The 23,487-nt window shown below is 56.0% G+C and carries 23 protein-coding genes; 8 read left to right on the forward strand and 15 right to left on the reverse strand.

The window, feature by feature from the left end:
• The first annotated feature begins 34 nt into the window (after positions 1–34).
• Genes pseF through G5367_RS03020 form a run of 6 tightly spaced genes read left to right on the forward strand, consistent with a single transcriptional unit; the run spans position 35 to position 5,320 of the window.
• A complete protein-coding gene (gene pseF, locus G5367_RS02995; protein WP_421243768.1) occupies positions 35–730 on the forward strand; it encodes a pseudaminic acid cytidylyltransferase in 696 nt (231 codons plus the stop codon).
• Positions 720–1,976, forward strand: coding sequence for a UDP-2,4-diacetamido-2,4,6-trideoxy-beta-L-altropyranose hydrolase (pseG, locus tag G5367_RS03000; protein ID WP_421243769.1), 1,257 nt, complete (start codon positions 720–722; stop codon positions 1,974–1,976). The genes pseF and pseG overlap by 11 nt, the downstream gene beginning before the upstream one ends.
• A 6-nt stretch (positions 1,977–1,982) precedes the next feature.
• Positions 1,983–3,029 (forward strand): pseudaminic acid synthase, encoded by a 1,047-nt coding sequence (gene pseI, locus G5367_RS03005; protein WP_421243770.1) that lies wholly within the window; start codon positions 1,983–1,985, stop codon positions 3,027–3,029.
• Complete coding sequence (locus G5367_RS03010) at positions 3,022–4,317, forward strand: motility associated factor glycosyltransferase family protein (RefSeq protein WP_421243771.1); 1,296 nt, start codon at positions 3,022–3,024, stop codon at positions 4,315–4,317. The genes pseI and G5367_RS03010 overlap by 8 nt, the downstream gene beginning before the upstream one ends.
• The gene (locus G5367_RS03015) at positions 4,314–4,574 is read left to right on the forward strand and encodes a hypothetical protein (protein WP_010635733.1); all 261 of its coding nucleotides are present in this window, start codon (positions 4,314–4,316) and stop codon (positions 4,572–4,574) included. The genes G5367_RS03010 and G5367_RS03015 overlap by 4 nt, the downstream gene beginning before the upstream one ends.
• Positions 4,574–5,320 carry a crotonobetainyl-CoA--carnitine CoA-transferase gene (locus tag G5367_RS03020; protein ID WP_421243772.1) on the forward strand — a complete coding sequence of 249 codons (747 nt, stop codon included), beginning with the start codon at positions 4,574–4,576 and terminating at the stop codon, positions 5,318–5,320. Before G5367_RS03015 ends, G5367_RS03020 begins: the two co-directional genes overlap by 1 nt.
• Here the strand turns inward: G5367_RS03020 and G5367_RS03025 are convergent.
• The 12 genes from G5367_RS03025 to flaA form a co-directional block, all read right to left on the reverse strand.
• On the reverse strand, positions 5,302–6,663 hold the full coding sequence (locus tag G5367_RS03025; protein ID WP_421243773.1) for a DUF4910 domain-containing protein: 1,362 nt from the start codon (positions 6,661–6,663) through the stop codon (positions 5,302–5,304). The genes G5367_RS03020 and G5367_RS03025 overlap by 19 nt on opposite strands.
• Positions 6,660–7,064 (reverse strand): VOC family protein, encoded by a 405-nt coding sequence (locus tag G5367_RS03030; protein ID WP_005346679.1) that lies wholly within the window; start codon positions 7,062–7,064, stop codon positions 6,660–6,662. The genes G5367_RS03025 and G5367_RS03030 overlap by 4 nt, the downstream gene beginning before the upstream one ends.
• Positions 7,061–7,816, reverse strand: coding sequence for an AAC(3) family N-acetyltransferase (locus tag G5367_RS03035; RefSeq protein WP_421243774.1), 756 nt, complete (start codon positions 7,814–7,816; stop codon positions 7,061–7,063). The genes G5367_RS03030 and G5367_RS03035 overlap by 4 nt, the downstream gene beginning before the upstream one ends.
• Complete coding sequence (locus G5367_RS03040; protein ID WP_216954016.1) at positions 7,813–8,046, reverse strand: acyl carrier protein; 234 nt, start codon at positions 8,044–8,046, stop codon at positions 7,813–7,815. The genes G5367_RS03035 and G5367_RS03040 overlap by 4 nt, the downstream gene beginning before the upstream one ends.
• Positions 8,039–9,658 carry an HAD-IIIC family phosphatase gene (locus G5367_RS03045; protein ID WP_421243775.1) on the reverse strand — a complete coding sequence of 540 codons (1,620 nt, stop codon included), beginning with the start codon at positions 9,656–9,658 and terminating at the stop codon, positions 8,039–8,041. The genes G5367_RS03040 and G5367_RS03045 overlap by 8 nt, the downstream gene beginning before the upstream one ends.
• Before the next feature lie 85 nt (positions 9,659–9,743).
• Positions 9,744–11,828: a 6-hydroxymethylpterin diphosphokinase MptE-like protein gene (locus tag G5367_RS03050; RefSeq protein ID WP_421243776.1), complete on the reverse strand. Its 2,085-nt coding sequence runs from the start codon at positions 11,826–11,828 to the stop codon at positions 9,744–9,746.
• 6 nt (positions 11,829–11,834) lie between these two features.
• Complete coding sequence (locus tag G5367_RS03055) at positions 11,835–12,143, reverse strand: hypothetical protein (protein ID WP_005346693.1); 309 nt, start codon at positions 12,141–12,143, stop codon at positions 11,835–11,837.
• Positions 12,140–12,562 (reverse strand): flagellar export chaperone FliS, encoded by a 423-nt coding sequence (gene fliS / locus G5367_RS03060; RefSeq protein ID WP_005346697.1) that lies wholly within the window; start codon positions 12,560–12,562, stop codon positions 12,140–12,142. The genes G5367_RS03055 and fliS overlap by 4 nt, the downstream gene beginning before the upstream one ends.
• A 25-nt stretch (positions 12,563–12,587) precedes the next feature.
• On the reverse strand, positions 12,588–14,006 hold the full coding sequence (gene fliD / locus G5367_RS03065; RefSeq protein ID WP_421211432.1) for a flagellar filament capping protein FliD: 1,419 nt from the start codon (positions 14,004–14,006) through the stop codon (positions 12,588–12,590).
• Between the two features lie 26 nt (positions 14,007–14,032).
• Entirely contained in the window at positions 14,033–14,473 is a 441-nt protein-coding gene (locus G5367_RS03070; protein ID WP_216978512.1) for a flagellar protein FlaG, read from the reverse strand.
• Between the two features lie 33 nt (positions 14,474–14,506).
• Positions 14,507–15,412 carry a flagellin B gene (flaB, locus tag G5367_RS03075; protein WP_005346708.1) on the reverse strand — a complete coding sequence of 302 codons (906 nt, stop codon included), beginning with the start codon at positions 15,410–15,412 and terminating at the stop codon, positions 14,507–14,509.
• A gap of 580 nt (positions 15,413–15,992) precedes the next feature.
• Positions 15,993–16,904: a flagellin A gene (gene flaA, locus G5367_RS03080; RefSeq protein ID WP_005346712.1), complete on the reverse strand. Its 912-nt coding sequence runs from the start codon at positions 16,902–16,904 to the stop codon at positions 15,993–15,995.
• Positions 16,905–17,286: 382 nt separating this feature from the next.
• Here flaA and G5367_RS03085 point away from each other — a divergent pair, with 382 nt between their 5' ends.
• Positions 17,287–17,919: a trimeric intracellular cation channel family protein gene (locus G5367_RS03085; protein WP_005346718.1), complete on the forward strand. Its 633-nt coding sequence runs from the start codon at positions 17,287–17,289 to the stop codon at positions 17,917–17,919.
• 101 nt (positions 17,920–18,020) lie between these two features.
• Positions 18,021–18,413, forward strand: coding sequence for a hypothetical protein (locus G5367_RS03090; RefSeq protein WP_005346723.1), 393 nt, complete (start codon positions 18,021–18,023; stop codon positions 18,411–18,413).
• A gap of 98 nt (positions 18,414–18,511) precedes the next feature.
• Here G5367_RS03090 and G5367_RS03095 read toward each other — a convergent pair whose 3' ends face one another.
• The 3 genes from G5367_RS03095 to G5367_RS03105 all read right to left on the reverse strand — a co-directional run bounded on the left by G5367_RS03095 (position 18,512) and on the right by G5367_RS03105 (position 23,433).
• The gene (locus G5367_RS03095) at positions 18,512–19,231 is read right to left on the reverse strand and encodes an SIMPL domain-containing protein (protein WP_216978511.1); all 720 of its coding nucleotides are present in this window, start codon (positions 19,229–19,231) and stop codon (positions 18,512–18,514) included.
• A 55-nt stretch (positions 19,232–19,286) separates the two neighbouring features.
• The gene (locus G5367_RS03100) at positions 19,287–19,847 is read right to left on the reverse strand and encodes a hypothetical protein (RefSeq protein WP_236348911.1); all 561 of its coding nucleotides are present in this window, start codon (positions 19,845–19,847) and stop codon (positions 19,287–19,289) included.
• A gap of 85 nt (positions 19,848–19,932) precedes the next feature.
• Positions 19,933–23,433: a type I secretion C-terminal target domain-containing protein gene (locus G5367_RS03105; RefSeq protein WP_421243777.1), complete on the reverse strand. Its 3,501-nt coding sequence runs from the start codon at positions 23,431–23,433 to the stop codon at positions 19,933–19,935.
• Positions 23,434–23,487 lie beyond the last annotated feature (54 nt).

The following is a 23,487-nucleotide window of genomic DNA, read 5'->3' on the forward strand; positions in this document are numbered from 1 at the left end:
TGGCCAGTCATTAATCCAGCAGAGAGAGCCCATCATGGCCATCGCCATTATCCCGGCCCGGGGTGGCAGCAAACGCATTCCACGCAAGAATATCCGCCCCTTTTGTGGCCAGCCCATGCTCGCCTATGCCATCCTGGCGGCGCAACAATCAGGCTGTTTCAACAAGGTGGTGGTCTCCACCGATGATGAGGAGATTGCCGAAGTTGCTCGTCAACTGGGCGCGGAAGTGCCATTTCTTCGGCCTGCAAGCCTCGCCGATGATCACACAGGTACCACCCCTGTGGTGATCGACACTATCCAGCGGCTCGATCAGTTAGGCATCCAGGCAGAGCACTACTGCTGCATCTATGCCACGGTCCCGCTTATCCAAGCCGATGGCCTGAAGGCCGCCTATCAGCGGCTGATCGCAAGCAAGGCTCCCTTCGTCTACACGGTGGCCGAATTCGGCTTCCCGATCCAGCGGGCGGTGCGCATGGACGCGCAAGGCAGGGTCACGCCGTTCTGGCCGGAGCAGATGGCGAAACGTTCCCAGGATCTGGAGCCCGCCTATCAGGATGCCGGCCAATTCTACTGGGGCAGCCGCGTGGCCTGGCTGGGGGGGATCAGCCCGGTGGGCGGGGAAGGGATCGGCCACATACTGCCGAGGCACAGGGTAGTCGACATCGACACGCCGGAAGATTGGCACCTGGCCGAACTGCTCTATCAAGTGCTGGCCCAAGATGACGTTTAGGGTTGCCTTCCGGCTCGACGCCGGCGCCGAGATCGGGCTGGGCCACCTGATGCGTTGCCTGGCCATCGCCGATCGGCTGCACGCCGCCGGGGCCGAGTGCCACTTCCTCTGCCACGATCTGCCGGCGCACCTGCTGTCGTTGCTGCGGCCCCATCACCATCATCCCCTGAGCGCGCTGGACGCCGCTGGCCCGTTGCCTGGCTTGCAGCCCGATTGGCTGGTGTTTGATCACTACCAGATTGACCAGCGGCTCGAAACCCAGCTGGCCGCCCACTGCCGCCGCGTGCTGGTGATCGATGATCTGGCCGACCGACCGCACCACTGCCAGCTACTGCTGGATCAGGGCCCCTTGCGCCGCACCGCCGATTACCAGCCGCTCACCCCAGCCGATTGCCGGCTGCTGCTGGGCACCGACTATGCCCTGCTGCGCCCCGCCTATCGCCGGCTGGCTCGGCAACACGCCAGTCAGTGGCGACGGGGGCTTGTCTGCTTTGGCGGCGCCGACCCGGCCGGCGCCTGCCTCATCACCCTCAACAGCCTGGCCCGGCTGCCCTGGGCCCGCACCATTAGCTGGACTCTGGTGGCGGGCGGTGCCAATCCCTTCTGGCCCGAGCTGGAACAGAGAGTGGCCGAACTGGCCGACCTCGACCTTGTGCTGCTGCGCCAGAGCGACCAGATGGCCGACCTGATGAGCCGGCACGACTTCGCCATCGGCGCCGCCGGCGGCATGACCTGGGAGCGGGCCTGTCTCGGCCTGCCGACCCTGGCGGTGCCCATCGTCGACAACCAGCAGTTCAACGACCAGGTGATCGCCCGCTTTCAGCTGGCCGAGCGGCTGACCCTGAGCGAGCTGGCCGAGCCTGAGCGGCTGCTGCAGGTTCTGCAACGGCTTGAACAACAGTCAGACGACTACCGCCGCCGCGGCCAGCAGCAGGTGGACGGGCTGGGGCTGGATCGGCTCACCGCCTGGTTGCAGCAACAATCGGATTATCAGCTGTTACCAGATGGCCAGCAGTGGCAACTACGCCATGATGACCGCCCACTGCTCACCCTGACCCTGAACGGCCAGCGGCTGACATGGCAGGCCACCCGGCCACTGCAACCAGCGGAGTGGCAAGAGCTGGCACATCGCTTGCAAACATTTTTCTCCCAATTTCCCCTCTATCTTGCCGAGCCACCGCAGATAGCGCCCCCTGCCCCCTGGCAGTTGGCGCCGCAAGGCTGGCAACTTGGCACAGGAGTCTGAACACAGATGCAGATCGCCCATCAATCCATCGGCCCGGCGCAGGCTCCCTACGTGATCGCCGAGCTGTCGGCCAACCACAACGGCAACCTGGATCGCGCACTGGCCATAATGACCGCCGCCAGGGAAGCCGGGGCCAGTGCGGTCAAGCTGCAGACCTACCGGCCCGACACCATCACCCTCAACAGTGATCGGCCCGAGTTCCAGATCCACGGCGGCCTCTGGGATGGTCGCAACCTGTACGACCTTTACGAGTGGGCGCACACCCCCTGGGAGTGGCACCAAGCACTGTTTGCCAAAGGGCGCGAGCTGGGGCTGACGGTCTTCAGCAGTCCGTTCGACTTCAGTGCGGTGGATCTGCTGGAATCCCTCGACTGTCCGGCCTACAAGATCGCCTCCTTCGAGCTGGTGGATCTGCCCCTCATCCGCTACGCCGCCCAGACCGGCAAGCCGCTCATCATGTCCACCGGCATGGCGAACGAGGCCGAGATCGCCGCCGCAGTCGAGATGGCACTCAAGCACGGCAACGGCCAGCTGGCCCTGCTGCACTGCGTCAGCGGCTATCCGGCGCCGGCAGCCGAATACAACCTACGTACCATCCCCATGTTGCGCCAGCGCTTCGGGGTCGAGGTGGGGCTCTCCGATCACACCCTGGGGTCGGCCACGGCCATCGCCGCCACTGCGCTCGGGGCGACCCTCATCGAGAAGCACTTCACCCTGGCCCGCGCCGACGGCGGGCCGGATTGCGCCTTCTCCATGGAGCCGGCCGAACTCACCGAGCTGGTGGCCTCGGTCAATACCGCCCATGCCGCCCTCGGGGTGGCCGATTACCAGCTCACCGCCAGTGAACAGGGCAACCGTGCGTTTCGCCGCTCCCTCTACCTGGTCAAGGAGATGGCCGCCGGCGAGGTGCTCACCGCAGAGCACATCAAGTCGGTGCGCCCCGCCCTTGGCCTGCCCCCGGCCGATTACGATCGGCTCATCGGCAAGCGGGTCAACCGCAGCCTGAGCGCCAATCAACCGCTGAGCTGGGAGTGGATAGACAAAGATGAGTGATGATCTCTTCAACCAGCACGGCAGGCTCATCAGCCAGCGCTGGCCCGCCCTCTGGCCCCGCCTGCTGGCACAGGACGTGGAAAGCCTGCCAGCCGAGCTGACCGAGGGACTCGGCTCCACCCTCAGCCTCCACGGCATCCAGCTCACCAGCCGGCACGACCGGGTGAAGGAGGCCGAGCTGCAGGCCGCCAGCCTGCCCGAGCAGCCGGTGCTGCACCTCTACGGCACCGGGCTTGGCGATCTGCCGCGCGCTCTGCTGGGGCGCAGCAGCCTCAAGCGGCTGGAAGTGAAGATCATGAATGGCGCCCTGTTTGCCCTGGTGCTGCGGCTGCTGGACCAGCAGGACTGGCTGACGGACCCCAGGGTCGAACTGATGATGGCCGGCGACGAGGGGGAGGTGCGGCTGCCCTTCTTCGCCCTGCCGCCCGAGCTGCTGCTGGTGGAAGATGCCGCCGCCCGCATCCGCGACCGGCTGGTGAGTGAAATCGACTTGCCGTTCGCCCGGGCCAGGTTCGACGCCGAACACCCCGACGTCACCCGGCGGCTAGCCGAAAATCGCGAACTGGTGGCCGGCGACGGCGATGTGGCCTCCCTGTTCGGTCTGGCCCAGGGCAAGCAGGCCCTGATCGTGGCGAGCGGCCCGACCCTGCAGCACAACCTGGCAACCCTGCAGGCCCAGTTGCAGCGCCGTCGGCAGGACTACCTGCTGATCAGCGTCGATACCGCGCTGGCGTTCTTGCTTGGCCACGGCATCCGGCCCGACATCGTCGTCACCATAGATGACGCCATCCACGGCAACCGGCTGCCCGCCGCCCAGTCGGCCCAGACCACCCTGGTCTATTACCCCACGGTTCCCACGGCAGCCCTGCTGGCCTGGCAGGGGCCGCGCAAGACCGCCTACTCCCGCAGCCCCATGTATCAGCAACTGCGGCAGACGCTCCCCAAAGGCGTGCTGCACTCGGGCGGCAGCGTCATTCATCCAGCCGTGGATCTCGCCGTGCAGATGGGTTGCCACCAGGTCATCCTGCTGGGCACCGACTTCGCCTTTCCCAGCGAGCTCACCCACTCGGGCTGGGCCGACGGTGCCCTCGGCCCCAGCGCCGCGCTGGCACTCAGCTGGGCCCTCGACGGCCATGGCCGGCGGGTCAAGACCAATCCGAACTTTTCCGCCTACCGCACCGAGCTCGAGCGCTACATAGCGCGCCACCCCGAGGTGCAATTCTGGAACTGCAGCAGGGAGGGGGCGGAGATCGCCGGCTGCAACTATCACCCGGAGTACGTGCAATGAAAAACGGCCAGATCACCCGTCTCACCGCCCTGGCGCACCAGTTTCGGCTGGGGCAGTCGGTCGCCGCGAGTCAGGCACTGCCGGAACTGCTGCAAGAGGTGCTCACCGAGCAGGGCAACCTGCCGCCCGGACTGGTAGCCGCCCTGCTGCAGTGCCAGGAACGCCAGGACTGGCTGGGGCTGGCCGACTACCTCGAATATGAAGTGGTGCACTGCCTGTCGACCCCGGCCGGCGACACCACCACAGGAGACCATTGATGATCAAGGCCATTTCCAACGCCTCCGATGAAGAGCTGTCACGCCGCCAGACCTTCAGCGAGTTGCTGCACACCAGCCCGCTGCCCGCGGCCGAGTTGCAGAACAACCTGGGCCTCTACCTCAAGCGCCAGTCGCTCTCTCGCATCCTGTTCATGCACGAGCTGTATCAGAAGATCGTGCCGGTCCACGGCGTCATCATGGATTTCGGCACCCGCTGGGGTCAGAACCTGGCGCTCTTCTCCTCGTTTCGCGGCATGTATGAACCCTACAACTACAACCGCAAGCTGGTGGGGTTCGATACCTTCAGCGGCTTCCCTTCCCACGCCCCGCAAGATGGCAGCGACGCCGCCATCCAGCCCGGTGCCTACGGGGTGACGCCGGGCTATGAGCAGCATCTGGCCCGGCTGCTCGCTGCCCATGAGGCGGAAAGTCCGCTGGACCATATCGTCAAGCATGAGCTGGTGAAGGGAGATGTGACCGAGACGCTGCCGGCCTATCTGGCTCGTCAGCCGGAGACCATGGTTGCGCTGGCCTATTTTGACTTTGATCTCTACGAGCCGACCCGCCGCTGCCTCGAGCTCATCAAGCCGCACCTGACCAAGGGATCGGTGCTGGCATTCGATGAGCTCAACTGGCCCGCCTTCCCGGGGGAGACCCTGGCCCTCAAGGAGGTGCTGGGGCTGGATCGCTACGCCATCCGTCGCACCCCGCACAACCCGGGACCGGCCTATCTGGTGATCGAGTAGTCCGGTTGCGGGCTGAGGCGACGCAGCAGCCCGGCCTCCAGCAGCATCCGCGCCAGCGGCTCCACCCGCCAGAACGGCGCCCCTATGGTCTCGGCGATCTCGAACAGGGTCAGCTTGCCGTCGCTGTAGGCCAGCAGATTCATCATCTCCCGCACCTGCCAGCCCGAATAGCGGGTCGACAAATCCGGGTAGAGCCCCCGCTTGCCGAGCTGGGGTTCGCCCAGCACGGTGACCTCGCAGCGCTCGTCCAGCTCCAGACACTCGATGGCCCGGCGCAGCGCCATGAAGCCGCCCGCCAGACCGACCGGCGTCACCAGCGAGAGGTCATCGAGCGAGGTGTGGTACTCGGCATAACAGCCGTATCGGCTGCGCATCACCGAGGTGACCGGCAGATCGATGCCGGGCGCGCACAGCTGCCGCTCGTTGGAGCCCCGCTCCAGGAAGCTGTAGGCTTTATAGCCCGGTGCCAGATGGCCGAGCACATGGCGACCGATGCGATCCGCCAGCGTGTTGCCCTGGCGGGAAGGCAGGAAGGAGTAGCCACGATCATCGCCAAGGCAGGTCAGATTGAACCCGGCCAGAGTACGCTGCTTGAGCTGGTCCAGATGGCGGGAGAGATAGACGATGGCCCCCAGGGTTTCAGGGACCAGCATCAGCCGGTAGCTGTAGCGACGTGTTGGCAGTGACGCCAGCCAGGCCATCAGGAAGACGCCAACGCAGGGGCCGGAGAGCTCGTTGTTGGCCATGGAGGGGTGGCAGGTGTAGCTCGACAGCAGGATCTCCTGCTCGCTCTCCCCCGGCAGCACCCAGTCGCCATAGGTGAGCGAGCCCGGAGCCAGGGTGGCATCGATCACCACCTGATATTCCCCCTCCGGCAGCGCCTCTCGCAGCCGATGGGGCAGACAGAATCCCCAGCGACGCTTGTAGTAGGAGGTCACATAGGGAATGGCGTCTGGCTGCTCGGGCAGAGAGTGAAGATGGGGCTGCAGCTCGGCCAGCGAGAGGGTGCAGCGCACCGGCTCCGAGTAACCGACCAGATGCAGGTTGTGATCCTGGAAGTCCACCACCCTGCGTCCATCCGGCCCCACTATGTAAGCCTCCCGCACGTTCCACTCGTCAGGCACGGTCCAGTCGAAACACTCGGTGCCGCTGGCCACTTCATGGATCTGCAGCTCGGGCAGGCAGTGCTCGCGCCACAGGGCCAACGACTGTCGAACCCCGTCCCCGGTCAGGCTGCGGTTGAGCGGAAACAGCAGGGTAAGCAGCCGATGCAGCTGTTCACCGATCTGTGCCTGGTCATCCCAGTCGGTGGGCAGATAACCGCTCTTGGGTGAAAAACTCATGGGGTAGGTGCCTCGATCAATTCGACAATGTGGCCAAGGGGGCTCAGGAAAAACTGGACATGGGCGCCGCCAAAGGCGATGGCAGGCTGGCTGGGCCCTAGGGGAAGATGACGCTGGGCCCGCAGTTTTTCGGCAGCCATTGCCAGGTCTGCCACCTCATAAGCCAGATGATTGAGCAGGTTATGACGGGTACGTAGCGCCTGACTGACGGGGCTATCATCACTGGCCGGTGCAATCAGTTCATAGCAAATCCCCGCATCATCATAAGCAAAACAGATATGCACCCGCTGCAACGGATCGAGCACCGGCTCGCTAAAGCGGGAAAGCCCGAGGGTCTCGCAGCAATAACGTACGCCAAGATCCAGTTCGGCCACCACCAGTCCAATATGGTGCAGTTTCATCTCCCCTCCCTGATAAGCGCATGGGGGTGGACAGCGATCAGCTCTTTTGCCACCGCGGCAAAGTCGGCGCAGCGAACTGCCCAGACAGGTAACCGGCCAAATAACCCCTGGTGCCATTTGTCCTGATTTTTAAGGGCTTCAACCAGACGGGAAAGATCTATCTCGCTGGCCAGATCGAGTCTTCGCACAAAGTAGTCACAATACCAGGGGCGCACCATTCCCTGCTCGCGGACATCCCCCTCAAAACGTTTCATAAAGCGATAATCGACACCTAGTTGCTGCTCGACATAGTGGGTGAAGGTAATGCGATCGGGATGACAGGCAAAACCGGCAATCCAGCCATCGTGAGCCGCCAACCAGGCGAAGGGGCTCTCTTCACCAAAGCAGTCATGACCCCCTGCTGCAACCACCTGGTCACGCCCCGCTCCCCATACCGCAACGCTGAAGATAGGATCGCGGGTCCGCGCAACCCCTGGCAGAGTGCGAAACAGCTCCGTCATCAGGCCCACTTCACTGGGAGACGTCGCCCTGTCGAAACAGGTCTGACGAGTCAGGCTATACGTGAATGTTGGCACCAGCAGAGTGCCCTCGTTTCCAAGCCACTCCTGCATTCCGAGCCAAAAAGCATGTATGCCGGCTTCATTGCCCCGTCCTGGAAACTGGGCCACAGCCATGGCGTCAGTGTGAACCATGATAGCGCTCCCTCGCGCGATCCCAAGGGAGCCAAGAACATGAGAGAGAGCTTCAATCACAGCACAAGACCACGCCGCAACAGCGCCTCACGAATATCCTGAAGCTGTTTCATCGTCGCCAGCTCTTCAGGCTCGAAGCGTACCGAGAACGTCTGTTCAACCAGTAACAGAAAATTGAAATGGCCGAGCGAATCCCATTCCGGAAAGGCCCCAAGTCCCAACTGATAGTCGTCTCGCGTGACGGTTGCAGAAGGAAACTGCTGTTCCAACAGAGTGAAGAGATCAGTCATGGTGATAAAACTCCAAAAAAGGCAAATTCAGCTGTTCGAGCGCCAGACTATGGTAATGCTCATGGGAAAAACGGGCGGGATCCGGATTATCACAGGGGGTCAACGGCAGGGATGCCAACCATGTCAGCGCAGGTTCATTACGAGCACAACGGTTCGAGCCAATAACCAAGCGCTCGATCCCCGCCTCGCGCAATGCAGCCGAAACTCTATCCAGTAACCAATATTCGAGCCCTCTGGACAACACTCTGCAACTCAGAGCCAGCGTATCGAGCAATGCCAGTTTGGGCGTGAGGTTTATGATCAGCACCAAGCCAACCAAACCATGATCGGCAAAGCGATCCTGCAACGACACTAGCCAGCACCAGCCAGACTGCGCCAGCCGTTTGAGCTCGCTCGCCTCATATCGCTGACAGGAGAGATTAAACTGGTTGGTTTTATGGATGATCTGCTCGGCACGAGCAAGGTTATCCACCGCCAACGGCTGTATCGCCGCACGCAACGACAAGGAGGCGAGAAAATGTTGTTCACTGCCAACCTCGCTACGTAACCGGGCGGCGTCTGCCAATGCCAGATAGGAGGCCTGACGAACAGCGTCATCACCACTGAAGGTACGCGAGAACCCCCCATAAGTGAGCAAGGTTGTAGGCCATGCCCAGATATCTGCTGGTGGTTCAATGACATCGACTTGTGGCAGGGCATGGCGAACTTCGGCCCTTTCCAGGGGGGAATCATCCCAGAAGACCAAGGCCTCAAGCCCCAGATTGAGGCTGGCAGCAATATGTCGCAAACCTTGAGATTTAGAGCCCCAACCAATGGCAGATGCTGCAATATTTCGCCTTTTGAGTCTCATGGCGCCATGCTGCTCAAACACCAGCCAAACATCTGCAGGCTCGTTTTTAGAGCACAATGCCAACAACACGCCGCGCTGATACCAGTAAAGCGCCGCATCCTGAAACGACTGATAGAGTTTGCCGAGACCGTCCTGACCAAGGTAAAGGCCAGTCAACCCCTCTTCACCCACTACCCCCCCCCACAGGGTATTGTCACAATCGAGCACCAGCACCTTGCGTATTGGCGCCTGATCAAGCATCCAACGCGCGGCAATCCAGTCGGCAAGGCTGGTCAAGCCGTGCATCGAGAGAGGACAAGAAAGAAGGTAACGATTACGCTCGTCCACACAATGGGCTCGCCCCTGCTCAGAGAGCCAGCGACCCAGCCCCAAATCCCTAATGTGGTGACGTGCAAGCGCTCGGGTAAAGCAGACATCCAGCTGCATCATCCAGGGATGAAGAGCGCTACTCACACCGCCGCCTTGCAGTGAACAGGCACCGAGATAAAGATGAGGGAGCCCCCGCAGTGGCGAGAGCAATGCTTCCAACCAGGTGTCGATGGTCTCGGACAATGCGGGTTCAGCCAAGGTGTACCAATGCTGGCATTCGCTGTCGGTCAGCAGTTGCTCCCAAAACCAGAGCACCAGATGTCCGTCACAAGCGGCCATCGGCTGCCATTGACCTTGAGGACAAAATTGCAACTGTGCATGTCGGGCCAAAGGAGCCCATGCCACATTACCGGGCATGAGAAATGCGGTGGATGCCAGGGAAAGGGTGGCCATATATGCACCTGAAAGGATTAAATACTTCTATATCATACTGTTAGGGAATGGAGATGAACAGAGTCATCCCCATCCGATTCAAGGACTAGCGCTTGAACACATCCAGGCCGGTAAAGTAGGTGGTATCATGGCCATCGAACGCATCGGCATACATCACTTTGCTGTCCTCGAAAAATAACTCCAGGATTGCCTGCGCCTCTTTTATCTTGACCGCCAGTACCTCGGGTTCTGCTGTCACCTGCGACATCATCAGGCTGATGATATTGGCGTAGAAATAGTTCATTGAACCGATCAAGACCCGATAGAGATGGGATTCGCGGCTCATCAACAGATAAAGCAGATAGTCGTGATGGCGTTGCATCATAGCCAGCACCGCGTTGTGCTCACAGGCTACCTGGCGCCAGTCATCACGGAACTTGTCCACAAGCTCAACGAACAGCGGCACCTGCAACGCAGCGGCAAAATCAAAACTGGCCATGTCAAAAGGCTGGAAACAAGTCGCCATCACTTCATCCATGAGTGCGATCTTGTCAAGTACCGGCCATTCTGGTTGCAACGATTCAACACGGCGAGGGATCGCCCCTTCGATATAAGCGCCGTCACTACTGTTGACGCACTGCATCTCGGGATAATCACGCAATACACGGGCCATATTATGAATGGCCAGTCCAAATAGATGGTTGATACGCACTTCGTCGCCAAAGTTACCCGGTGCCGGGAAAGTATTCTTTAAGTTTTCCTGGTATTTAGCCTCTTGCTTGTCGTTGTAATAGAGACTCAGGCTGGAGTGATGCTGTCCGGCTGTTTTATAGCCATTGTCGATACCAAACAAATACACCTGCTTGAAGCCAAGCAAGGCCGCATAATTGAGGCCGGTATTACCAACGAACGGATTGGAAAATTCGATATTATCGTACTCGAATGCCTGACCAAACGCGCTAATCAGCATGGAGAACATCGGCTCATTGGGCTTGAATGCCAATCCTGTTTTGCGAAAAAAACGCTTGCATTCAGGATGGATGACATCAACGCTCAGAAACACCGTATCCTTGATAAAGTCATCGGCATTGAGAATATTCAGAAAATCCGCAGAGCTTTTAGTTCGCTCCACTGCAACGTAGATATCCGGTTTGACGCCAGCTTTATACAGCGCACTGACCGCCGTACCACATGCGATGATGATGGCCTGCTGCTGATGCTGCCGGATGAACTCGATGCTCTGATCCAGTGAGGGACCATTGCCAACCACAAAGACCGGGACCTGTTCGAAGGGGCGGCTATCCCGCCAGCGTTTCAAAAAGGGGGTGCCATCTTGCAGATGGGTGTGGCTATGGGCAAGTGCATAGATGTTGTCATCAAAGAACCCCCACCCCGTCTTAAGCAGATAAAACTCCCTTTCTACCTGTGTTATCAAGGCGTCTAGCTTGGGAGAGTGGTAATGGCAGAAGGAGAAATAGCTTGCCGACCAGAATGCGCCCTTGCGATGCAGCGCCTCCATCATGTCAGCGACCAGTAATTGCTCGTCAACACCGATAAAGAGATGAAGGCTGATCGACTCCTCATCCATGTAGGCGAGCAGCTGATGCCAGTCAAAGCAGAAAAGCGAGGCATAAAACATGTCAAGATCAGGCTCAAAAGCAAACAGATTCTTGATCTTGCACTGTTCATACAAGCAACCGAGCTGGTAGCCCAAACCAATGCCATACATCAGTGCCAGAGGAATATCGGAATGTAATGCCGCGTTGAGACGCAATCCTTCCAGCGCTGACTTCTCTTTTAATTTGGAGATTTCATTGTTGTATTTGATATGGATTTGGCCGTCAATATACCACTGAGGCACAAAATCGATGCACTGCAAAACGCTTTGTTCAATGACCTCGGCAATCTGCGACTGAACCTCGCTAAATGGATCGTCCCCATAAAGCGAGACGCCCTCGTCAAGCCACAGAATATTGGGAACGCCATTTTCATTACAGAAGAAACGAAAAGGCCTGGCAGGCTGGTATGCTTTGAAAAAGTCATGAATGGCGGGCATGAATTTGGCAAATGCAGCCATATTGAGATCATAACGAACAGGGAGTACTTCCAGCATGGCGGCTTCCTGCTGCTTTTGCAGAGCCAGGCGTGCCAGTTCACTTTCTACATCATGAATTTTGTGATGGATATCCATGTCAAACTAACCTGCATTCAGCTTGTAGAGACCGGATGCACGTCCAGCCTGGGAGAATTGTCGTAATTGTGCTTCAGCCTGCTGCTTTTCCTGACCCACCCAATCATGAATAAGCTGGAACTGCAGCAGTGCCTGCCGCTGTTCCACATTGATTGCCTCTTCCCGAGGCAGTGACCCGAACACCTCTTCCAGATCATGCAGATAACGTTCAGCCAGCTGTTCTGCAGCAACCAGCTCACCTTGTACCAGTAGAGACTGCAACTGTTCGCCCAGTCTCATCAAGGCTGACACAGAAGTGTCGTTGACCTCATTCATGCCGGTCTGCCTACCTTTTGCTGTGCCAGCGCCTTGTCGCGCTCATCGACAGGGATGGCATCCCAACCGCTCTTGACCGTCAGCATGAGATTCATAACTTCATCAATAGCGCCTACATCCATGTCACGGCTGGCATCCATCATGCGCACTTTCATATAGTCATAAAGTGCGAACAGATCTTCGGGTACCTTGCCATAAGAGAGATCAAGTGAATCTTGCAGACCATTGATAATGGCCAGCGTCTTGGAGATAGATTGGGACTTACCCTCGAAATCGCGACGCTCGACTGCACCGCGGGCCTGAGCGAGACGCTCGAGACACCCTTGCATCAACAACTGGATCACGCGATAGGGATCCGCCACAGCCAGCTCAGACTGCAAACTCTGGGTTGTATAGGCCTTGATCGTTTTTCGATACATATGAGACACCGCTCCTGACTACAAATTAACTGGTTTTGGTGTTGGTATTGAGCAGGTTGAGATAGGAGGCAGACTTGTTCATCTTGGCCAGCAAGGTATCCAGACTGCCGTAGCGGGCCCTCAACGTCTCTTCATATTTGGTGAGCTGCGCCGCAACATCTGCTTGTTTGCGGTTGACATCACGCAGGTCCGAATTGAGCGTCTCTTCCCGCTTGGCAAGTAGCCCCCCTGTCTTGGAGTAGGTCTCAAGCTGGCTAGCCAACTTACCAGCAACTCCGTCCTTGCCACCAAACACAGCCACTACCTGGTCGAAGTTCTTCTCGACCGCTTCATCGAATTTCGTCGAATCAAGTGAGAGCACTCCCTTGTTGTCCATCTTGACCCCCAACTGAAAGATGGTCGAGAAGGTTGAGGAGTTGTTCGAAGGCTCAGTGACGGTGCCACTCATCAGGTTGGTCACTGCCTTGGTCGTTGCATCCCCCGCCAAGGCGCCACCATCATTCTGACTGACGCCGGCTACGATAGAGCTGCGTTTGCCCAGATCGTTGCTCTTCTTCACCAGAGCGTTATAGCCATCGATAAAGCTCTGCACCATGGTCTTGATGCCAGCCTTGTCTGTCGTCACATCCACTCTGTTTGGCTTGTAAGTGGTCGTCACGGTACCATCACTCGGGCTCGTGGTAGTGGTGCTCTCAGACTCTTTCAACACCGTAATTTTGAGACCCACAATGGTGCCATCGAAGGTGTTGGTCGAACTGGTCAATTTATTGCCATCCACGCTTATCTCAGCATCACGGGCTTGTTGCTTCTGGGTCAGCTTGGAGATGAAATTGTCAGCCAGCTCTGGTGTACTGCCGGTTATCTGCAGATCCTTACCTGTTCCACTGACACCAGAGTCAATCACAAGTGCCGCCTTGCCATCGGAGGTATTCATGATATTGACGCTAAGACCAAAGTTGTCACTATCATTGTTGATGCGCTTGCGAATGGACTGGAGTGAATCTCCTGCTTTAACATCTACATCAAAGGTCTTGTCGCCAGCCTTAAATGTCAGGGTGCCATCTTGAGTGATCATAGATGTGGTCGAAGAGGCGAAACTGCCTTCAAATTTGCTGGTCTTCGCCAATTTTTCGACACTGATGTCATATTGCCCGTTTGAAGCGCCGCTCTTACTCTCCACCTTCAGGACCGGATTATCTTTATCCTGGGTAATGTTTATCGCACGTTTGTTAAACGCATCATCCTTTGACATCGCCTTCAGAGTGGTGACAAAAGTCGCGATTGCTGACTTCAGCTGTCCTACCCCTGAGAGAGTGATCTGGGCGTTGGTCTTTTTGGTGGTAATTGGCTGCAAAAGCTGCGCTTTCTTGGCATCAACACTTGCAGCGATGACAGACTCCAAGTCCAGTCCAGAGCCCGCACCAGCAGACGTAATAGTGGCCATACTCACTCTCCTCGCAAACGTAACTATTAAATCTCTTTATCAAGCAATAACCCGACTCGGGAGCCGCCACCAATCACATCCCCTTCGCGGAGATCCTGGATTCGTTTGCTGATAGCCAGCAACTCTTCGCTTGGTATCTGACGGATCATTGATTTGGTATTGGCATCCATTACCTTGATAACAACCTGCTCCAGTTCCTTTTCGACACTAAAATTGACGGTCCATCCTTGCAACTGACTGAACTCTTGCAAGTTTTGTACCCCTTTCTCAATTTCCTTGTCTGAAATCTTCGGCTTGCCCGCCTTCTCCTGCTCAGGCAGTCCCTGTTGCTTTTCAATATCCTTGGCCGCCCCCCGCTGCTCTTCTGCTGTGCCAGATAGCACTTGAGCGGCCGATTGGCCGCTCTTGCTACTTGACTGAAGAGAAGAAGGAGTGACCGATGACGGAATTCCAATTTCATTGGCCATATCGTCGCTCCTTTTTTATCTCATCACAGCCTGTTAACCCAACAGGGACAGGGCTGATTGCGGTCTTTGGTTGGCTTGGGCCAGGATGCTGGAGGCGGCCTGCTGCAAAATGTTCTGCTTGGTCAGGTTGGCTGTCTCGGTCGCAAAGTCTGCGTCACGGATACGGGAACGAGCTGCGCTCAGGTTCTCAGAGACGTTGGACTGGTTGCGAATGGTGGAGTCAAACCGGTTCTGCACAGCACCCAGCTCTGCCCGTTTGCTGTCCACAGCCTTGATCATGAAATCAAGGTTGGCCATGGCTGTCTGAGCATCTTTAGCGGTTTTAATACTGCTGACACTAGTTGTAGTAACTGCTGAAGTTGCTTTGCCAATCGTATACGGCTCACCTGTGGTAGTGGTCGTGACTGTTGCACTTCCTTTTGTCGCAGATGCAATACCCTTGATGGTGAAAGCCGATGTCATCTTGAAGGTAATTGTTTGTCCTGCATCTGCACCGACCTGGAAGGACCCCTTATAAGTACCATCAAGCAGCTTTTGACCACCAAAAGTGGTATCGCCAGAGATACGATTTATCTCAGTCGTCAGTTGGTCATATTCCTGCTGCAAAGCAACACGATCATCCGTGTTGTTTGAACCGTTCGCCGATTGCTGAGCCAAAGTGCGCATCCGTTGCAACATGGTGGTCACTTCATCCATCGCACCTTCTGCAGTTTGTGCTACTGAAATACCATCGTTAGCGTTACGGTTACCTTGATCCAACCCGTTAACCTGTGAAGTCAAACGGTTAGAAATCTGCAAACCGGCAGCATCATCCTTGGCTGTATTGATACGAAGACCGGATGCCAACCTGGTATAGGAGGTGTCCAGCGACTTGTTGGTGTTCATCAGGTTACGCTGGGCGTTCAGTGATGAAACGTTGGTGTTAATGTACATAGCCATAAAATATTCTCCCGAAGAACATGCGACTGCGGGTTGCGCCAGCAAAGCGGCATCCCACCGTTAGAAGAACAGGTTGAACAAGCCTGATCCTTCTGGCGGGTGTCTGTTTGAACGGACAGGTCACCCGCAGTAGTGCAAACGTTGGATTCCGAACACCCCTCGATTGCTTCACTTTGTTTAACGGCAGTACAGAGACAAGCTTTAGGAAAATTGTTGCCTAACGCGGCAATTTTTCTCCGGTATATGGCAAGGAAAAGCCAGATGGCCAACACAGCATAAGAGGAGAGAGAGGAATTGCCGGATGGCATGACCGAATTATGTATGTGGCACGGTTTGTGCTTAGGTTGTGTAGAGTGACGTCAATTTGGCGACACAATAAAAAGAGGCCGGTAAACCGGCCTAAAGATGAGCATATGCTCAGGAGAATATGACCAAGCGTGACAGAACTGAACAGCTGGACAACACTTGGCATTACTAGTAGAGAATTATATCTCTCCCGATAGAACAGAGTGCGAACCGAACACCCCTTTGTTCCATCTCTTGACCAGGGCGGCCTGAACAACCGCCCTGTTTTCTTTTGTTAGCCCTGCAGCAACGAAAGGGCTGACTGGGGACGCTGGTTCGCCTGTGACAGGATTGTCGAGGCAGCCTGTTGCAAAATGTTCTGCTTGGTCAGGTTTGCAGTCTCGGTGGCGAAGTCCGCATCACGAATACGTGAACGCGCAGCACTGACGTTTTCAGAGACGTTCGCTTGGTTGCGAATAGTTGAATCAAACCGGTTCTGCACAGCACCCAGTTCCGCACGCTTGCTGTCCACCACCTTGATCATGTAGTCAAGGTTAGCCATGGCGGATTGTGCATCTTTGGCTGTGGTAATAGTACCAATGCTTGTGGTCGTCACTGTCCCGCTCGCATTTTTCGCTATCGAATAGGGCTCACCCGTTGTAGTTGTTGTTACCGTAGCATTACCTTTCGTAGCCGATGCCATACCGGAGATACTAAAAGCGGTGGTCATCCTGAAAGTAATTGTTTGACCAGCATCAGCCCCCACCTGGAAAGAGCCAACATAACCACCATTAAGCAAGGTTTGACCACCAAAAGTGGTATCTTTGGCTACCCTGTCAATTTCTGTCATCAACTGGGTATACTCTTGCTGCAACGCGGTTCGGTCGTCAGTATTATTAGAGCCATTAGCTGATTGTTGAGCCAGCGTCCGCATCCGTTGCAGCATGGAGGTGATCTCCTCCATGGCCCCTTCAGCAGTCTGCGCCACAGAGATGCCATCGTTGGCATTACGGTTACCCTGATCCAGACCGTTGATCTGGGAGGTCAATCGGTTTGAGATTTGCAGACCGGCAGCATCGTCTTTGGCACTGTTGATACGCAGACCGGATGCCAGTCGGGTGTAGGATGTATCCAGTGATTTTGTCGTATTCATCAGGTTACGCTGAGCGTTGAGTGATGAAACGTTAGTGTTGATATAAAGGCCCATGACTATTCTCCTAAGCTATTAAATTTACTCTTCTATTTGCTCAGGCTTTATTATTTTCTGTGCCCGATGCGTCTTATTTAACGGCTCGTTTTTGGATGTCTTTAGCATTTTTTTCAACGCTTCATCGCATTAACGCCGCTTACCCTATATATCGACAGGTCGGGGATAAACTTAAGGAAAAAAACGCCCACTAAAACGTGGCAGAAACTCATCGCGCCCCTCCTCCAACAAGGAGGTAAACAGGCACACTCGAGCCCCTCCCTGTCAATGATGCGAGAAAAAAGCGGTGTCGACTCTCAATTTTGTCGAGCACAGTTGGCGATTGGGCTCTCCAGCCCCTAAAATCGCGGCCCCATCAACAATTTGGCGTGAGTTGTTTTCCATGCAGACACTGGTTGAGCAGATTGTTTACATCAGCGACATGTTTGGTACTGCGGTATTCGCGTTTTCAGGGGTATTGGTGGCTGGCCGACTCAGAATGGACGGGTTTGGTGTCATGGTATTAGCCGCAGTTACCGCCATAGGCGGTGGCACCATACGTGACATGATCTTGGGAGCAACACCGGTGTTCTGGGTGCGCGATCCACTCTATATCTGGGTCGTCATTGCGACTGCACTGGTCGGTATGTGGATGGTCAAACTGCCCCGCAGGATGCCTTGGTATGTACTGCCCGTCGCGGATGCATTCGGGCTGGCTCTCTTTACGGTGATCGGAGCCCAAAAAGCTCTCAATTTTGGCACCTCGGGGCTAATCGCGGTGCTGATGGGGACCATGACTGGAGTAGCTGGCGGCATGATCCGGGATGTATTGGCACGCGAAGTGCCTATGGTGCTGCAAAAAGAGATCTATGCAACAGCCTGTATTCTGGGTGGAATCCTCTACACTCTGGCCCTAGAGGCAAACATGGACAGGGTAACAGCCATGCTCATCTGCATGACGGCCGTATTTGGTTTGAGGGTGGCAGCCATCTACTGGCACCTGTCACTGCCCACCTTCTCGCTGCAACGCAACTGAAAAAGCACACCCACAGGGGCATATGCCTCCGTGGGTTGTGCGTTGAACCAAATGGGCTTTTCTGTTGTCATAGAAGCAGTCGTTGTTAGCCGGATATTCTCATGTACAAAATCGGTATGCTTACCACTCTCCTCCTGGCGAACGTGACAGCAGCACATGCCGAAGCACAAGCCGTTTTTGGACGACTAGCCTCGGCGCCAGTGCAGCAGTTCAACCAGCAGATACGTCAGGCGAGCGAGCAACATCAAAAATGGGTCAATGACTACCGTGAGGTAGCGCTCCGTTTTGTCGGCCATAGCGACATCCCCAGTCGCATCCATGCACAGCAACTGGATAATGACTTGGTGCTCTCGGTTGCGCTCGATGGAGGCAAAAGCGACATGCTCTATATTCTGACTCTTTATCGCAGCGATAATCTCTGGCAAATGAGAGGAGCGGAAATGGGTTGGCGTTGCCTGGGAGATCACTCCTTCACTCCCGTACCCTGTCCATAAACTCGATCTCTGACTTGTAAAATGAAAATCCGGCACATTGGCCGGATTTTTTATGGCTCTGTCCCACTACAGTGGTCATCTGCTGAAGAGGGAAGGGGTTACTCCAGCAGGAAAACAGCCTCGATATTGTCAGTGACCGTAATCTGCTGTTGCTGATAACTGCTATCCGCCATATCCGGCACCGGAGCAGCCGCCATTGCCATGGGTTGTGCCATCTTGAAGTTGCGACTATAGCCGGTGATGGGCGATGTGTTGCGATACTCCACGCTGTACACCTTGCCAAGCTTCATCCCGAATGCCTTGGCCAGAGATTCAGCCTTGATTTTTGCATCCTCAACGGCATTAAGTCGAGCCTGTTCCTTGATAACCTGTGGAGATTTCAACCCGTATTCAATCTGGGATACGGACTCCAACCCAGCTTTGAGTGCGGTGTCCATCAAGGGGCTCAACTTGTCGAGCTGATAGAGCTTCACCGCCAATTGTCGCTGGGCACGGTACCCCAGCAAGACCGGCTTTTTGTTATCACCATACTGATATTCCGGCGAGACCATCAGGTTACCAGCTTCGACATCGTTGCGCTTGATGCCCAACCCTTCCAGCTTGCTAAAAAAGGCGGCCACCTTGGTATCAACCTGCTGCTTGGCCTTGAGGCCCTGCTTGTCCAACGCACTCACAGCCACATTGAGGGTGAGCATATCGGGCTCGGTCTTCTGTTCAGCATAACCACTCACCACCAGATGGGGCGCTTGCGGAACTTCAATCGCCAGCACCGGAGCACTGACAATCAGAGCGGAAAGAGTAAGAAGGGGACGCCACATAGAAAAAACCTCTATCGGAAAGATTGAGGTCATTATGCCCGTGCAGCCAATGGATTCATATATCGTGCAAGGGCGGGAGCTGATCCAGTATCTGATTGGTCAAATCGAGACTGATGGTGACCACGCTGCCGGTATCTGGGGTCTGCTCTACTTTATCCAGTGGTGATGTCGCACCACAGACCAGCACCTCATCATCAAAATGGAAGGAATCCCACGACAGAACATGTCCCTGTCCCCCTGCGCTACAGTCACGGCCTTCACCGCGATATCCCTCTGTGGACCAAGCAATGGTATCTGACTGGCCCAGCAAATCCTGCAACAAAGGAGCATGAAAACTGCTCAATGGATACTCCTGCTGCCCCAGATCATGGCCAACCAGAATCATGTTCTGAGCTGACTCGGCCCCCATCAAGGGCACATAGGAAATAGATGCAGAGGCAAAATCAACATAGAGTGATCCGGCTACATCTCCGGCATCATTCTCTATCTCCATCCCATCCAGCCTGTCTCCCGCGATCGAGGCCTGATAGCCAAACTGGCCTGCGCAGGTAATATTACCCTGTCCATCCCAGCTATAACGGATGCCATCAATGTCGACCCAGTTGAATGACTGCATGATTACCCTCTCCTCTACAGCCGCTATCTTATCCATCCACCTTGAGAAAAAACAGGGGCCAGGCCAGCCCGGCCCCGAGACAAGGTTACGGATCGACCTTCAGATTGCCCTGATTCAACAGGTCTTCAATGATGGTCTGATCATTACGTGTACCTCCCAGCGTCAGATCGATGTTGTCAAACTGGATAACATGGGTCGTTGTGCCACTACCCGTGCCATCAAGGTCGATCGTGAGCGTAGACTTGCCAGTACCCGGACCGCTGGTGAAAGTGAGATAGGCATCTAGCGACTCCTTACTGGCATGTTCGCCAGTGAGCAACTCACTGATATCCAGCACATCTCCTCCAGTTCCAGTGGTGAAGTCCTTGATCACATCGGTCCCCCCCACATCCCCAGCCAGCCACTTGAAGGTATCGCTGCCAGCACCCCCGGTCATGATATCGCTTCCCAGACCGCCGAGCAGGATGTCATTCCCCAGCCCACCGATCAGGATATCGTTGCCCGCGCCCCCAATCAGAGAGTCATTTCCTGATCCACCATCCAGGTAATCATCTCCATCACCCCCATCGAGGATGTCGCCCCCTTCCTGACCGAAGAGAAGGTCATTGCCACTGCCTCCTGACAGAGTGTCATTGCCGCCACTACGACCACTCTCCTCACTCAGCTCAGTAAGATGGGTTCGGATGTAATCCACAGTCTGTGCTCGCGTCCAGCCATGATTGGTTTCCAAGGTTTCAAAAACCAGCCAACCGGAGCCAACTGGCAGACTCAAACCAAACTGGGTAGCCAGTGCGTCTGTATTGAGCACATCACCAAACAGGATGTCATTGCCTGCACCGCCATCGACTACATCATTGCCAGCCCCCAGCAACACAGTGATCTGATCCCCCTCGGTCAGAGCTGCCGTCAGCTGCTCTGCACTGGTCACAATCTGGGCCTCTCCAATCGGGGCGTTGAATCCCTGCTCGATCCGGATGTTGTCTATCCGCACTTCAGCAGTCCGTGAGCTGGAGCTATCGAGCAGCTCAAACACAAACCCGTATTGCCCAACCTCCAACCCATTGGTAGTAATGGTGCTGGAAGAGGTAGTACCAGAATTACTGATACCTGTGACAGTACCGCTTTGCAGAGGGTTGGCCAGATCCCAGACCCCGCCATCCAGCCTTACAAGTTTCCATGTGAAACTGTCACTCGCATTGACAGAACTCAATGCGTACTGGAACTGCAGGCTTGCTCCGGCTTGCGCAGCTGAAATCTGGATCGCATTGGCCACGGCCAGCGCCAGCACAGTGCGATCCGTATCGGAATTTGTGCGATCCTCACGGATTCGCAAATAACCGTCGGTAACCGTGTGCGTTCCCTGTTGATCACCGCTACGCACCCAGCCAGCAGCCGCATTGATGCCACTGCCTCCAGAACCAAAGGTAGCCAAATCAAGGTAACTGCCGGCAGAGTAGAACTGTGAGCCGGTTTCCGTTGTGTTGTCAAAGAACTTGAGCAGTTCCTGGTTGACGCTGCTGGTTACCCCGATGGCATTGACCTGACTGATGCCACTTAGCGATTCAAACGCATCGACAGACTCCTTGATCACCGTGTAGGTCGTGCTATCGCCCGGACCGGCAACCTGATTGCTGTCGTTGATGTAGTAGGTCGGATTGCCATCCGTGACGAAGAAGGTCAGATTCTCATAGTCGGGATCTGCCTGAGTGCCGTTGTTGAACCACTGCACGGCCTGATTGAAGGCTGCCTCATAGTTGGTCCCGCCGTTGGCAACCAGGGCATCAATGGCATTGGTCAGATTGATCACGTTGCTGGCGTCCAGACCTACAATGGTCACTCGTTCACTGGCATTGGTGGCAAAACTGATCAAGGTGACATTGATCTCGCCATCATGCTCCTTGAGCTGATTGGCCAGATGGGTCAGGGATGCCTTGAGCATGCTCAGGCGGGCCCCAGCCATGCTGCCAGATACGTCGACCAGGAGGGCGATATTGTAGTTCTGACCTGGAATGAAATTGGTGGTGGTACCACCCACATCTCCTACCAGAATATCGTGACCTGCACCGCCAGCCACAACACCATCAACACTACCATCCGAGTTGGGTACTTTGTGATCATCCCCGGTCGTCGGCGTCCCCGTACTGTCTGGGATATCCGAGGTATTGCTGCCAACCACCAGAATGTTTGAGGCAACAGGGGGCTCATTGCTCTTGACCGATACGGTGAAGTTGGCGCTGGCCTGATCGCCATCACCGTCCGTCAAGGTAGCGCTGAAGTCGAGTTCAATGTCGGGGGGAGTTATCTTGTCTATCACCCCGAAGTTTTCGATGCGCACCGAGTCATTGCCATCCAGCACAAAGCGCACATAGAGCTGACTGAACTCTCCATCTGGTTCTATACTGGCCAACTGCATAGCTCCTTTGAGTCCCGACAGGACAAGCTCGCCGGAGTCAATGACGGTCACTCCATCGGCGGCATAAGCTACCCACTGTATGGTGCTGGTATTGGTGTTACCTACCCCATAGACATTGAAAGAGAGCCCGTCAACAGCCGTTGTGGTGGATACCTTGAACCCTTCGTTATTGTCCAGATTGCCATTCTTGATCCCGAACCCGTTATTGTTAGGATTAAGATCATCCAGATCACCGCTCGGCAGATTCTGGGGGTTGTTCACACTGCCATTGAACAGCAAACCATCAAACAGAACTCCAATGCCGCCAGCAGTCACCCCGATAGTCTCGACCGGCCCACCGGCACCAAACTGTGAGCCGATAGCAAATGTTTGCGTTGGCTGGGGTGTAACCAAATTGAAGCTGTAGGTATTGTTCTCATTGAGTGTCAAGGTATAGAACACTTTAGGTGGCAGCCCGCTGTCATCTATAGTAGCCACCAGAGTCTTGCCATCTGCTGACAAGGTCTCGGTGATCCCAGCCAAATCAGGCCATCCGGTCAATTTCAATCCACCGGTAGCCAGGGGACCATCTGCACCGAAAGAAACGCCAAACAGCCCACCGGTGGTGATGGCGGCGACATTCATCACCTCCAGACTTTCAATGCCGGTAATCACGGGCATATCGTCTTCAATCACCACGTTGACCTGCTTGGTATCACTCAAGTCACCGTCGCTGACCGACAGATTGAAGGTAAATGTCTTCAATCCTTCCTGATCGTCTCCAAACGTATGGTCGACAGGGCCCAACAAGGTGACTGTATATTTGCCTGTGAGATCCACAGAAACTTGAATAACAGGATTACCTCCCACAGAACCTACCAGGGTTGTAGATCCCATACCGCCCCACACAACAGGCTGCCCACCGGAGCTCAAGCCAGATGGTGCAGAGAGAGTGAAGGTAAAGGCACTGCTGTCTATATCCGTCACACCTGCCGTGGCCTCTGCGGATGTGCTATCAGTGGTATCGCTCAGATTGGGTGAGTTATCCGGATTGGCTCCAAGCAAACCCTCTTCAGATATGCGCAGATCCGAAACGGTCAGCATGGGCGCGTCGTTGGTCGCATTGACGGTCACGGTGAAGGGCTTGTTGTCTGCCCCGCCCTCGTCCGTAGTCCCCGCCACGTTGCCATTCACAACCCCGCTCCAGTCCGCCGGCAAGGTGAAGGTCGGCACTCCTGCTGTGCTCGC

Origin of the sequence: Aeromonas sp. 604282 (assembly GCF_049170575.1) — a bacterium.
Lineage (GTDB): Bacteria > Pseudomonadota > Gammaproteobacteria > Enterobacterales > Aeromonadaceae > Aeromonas > Aeromonas veronii_A.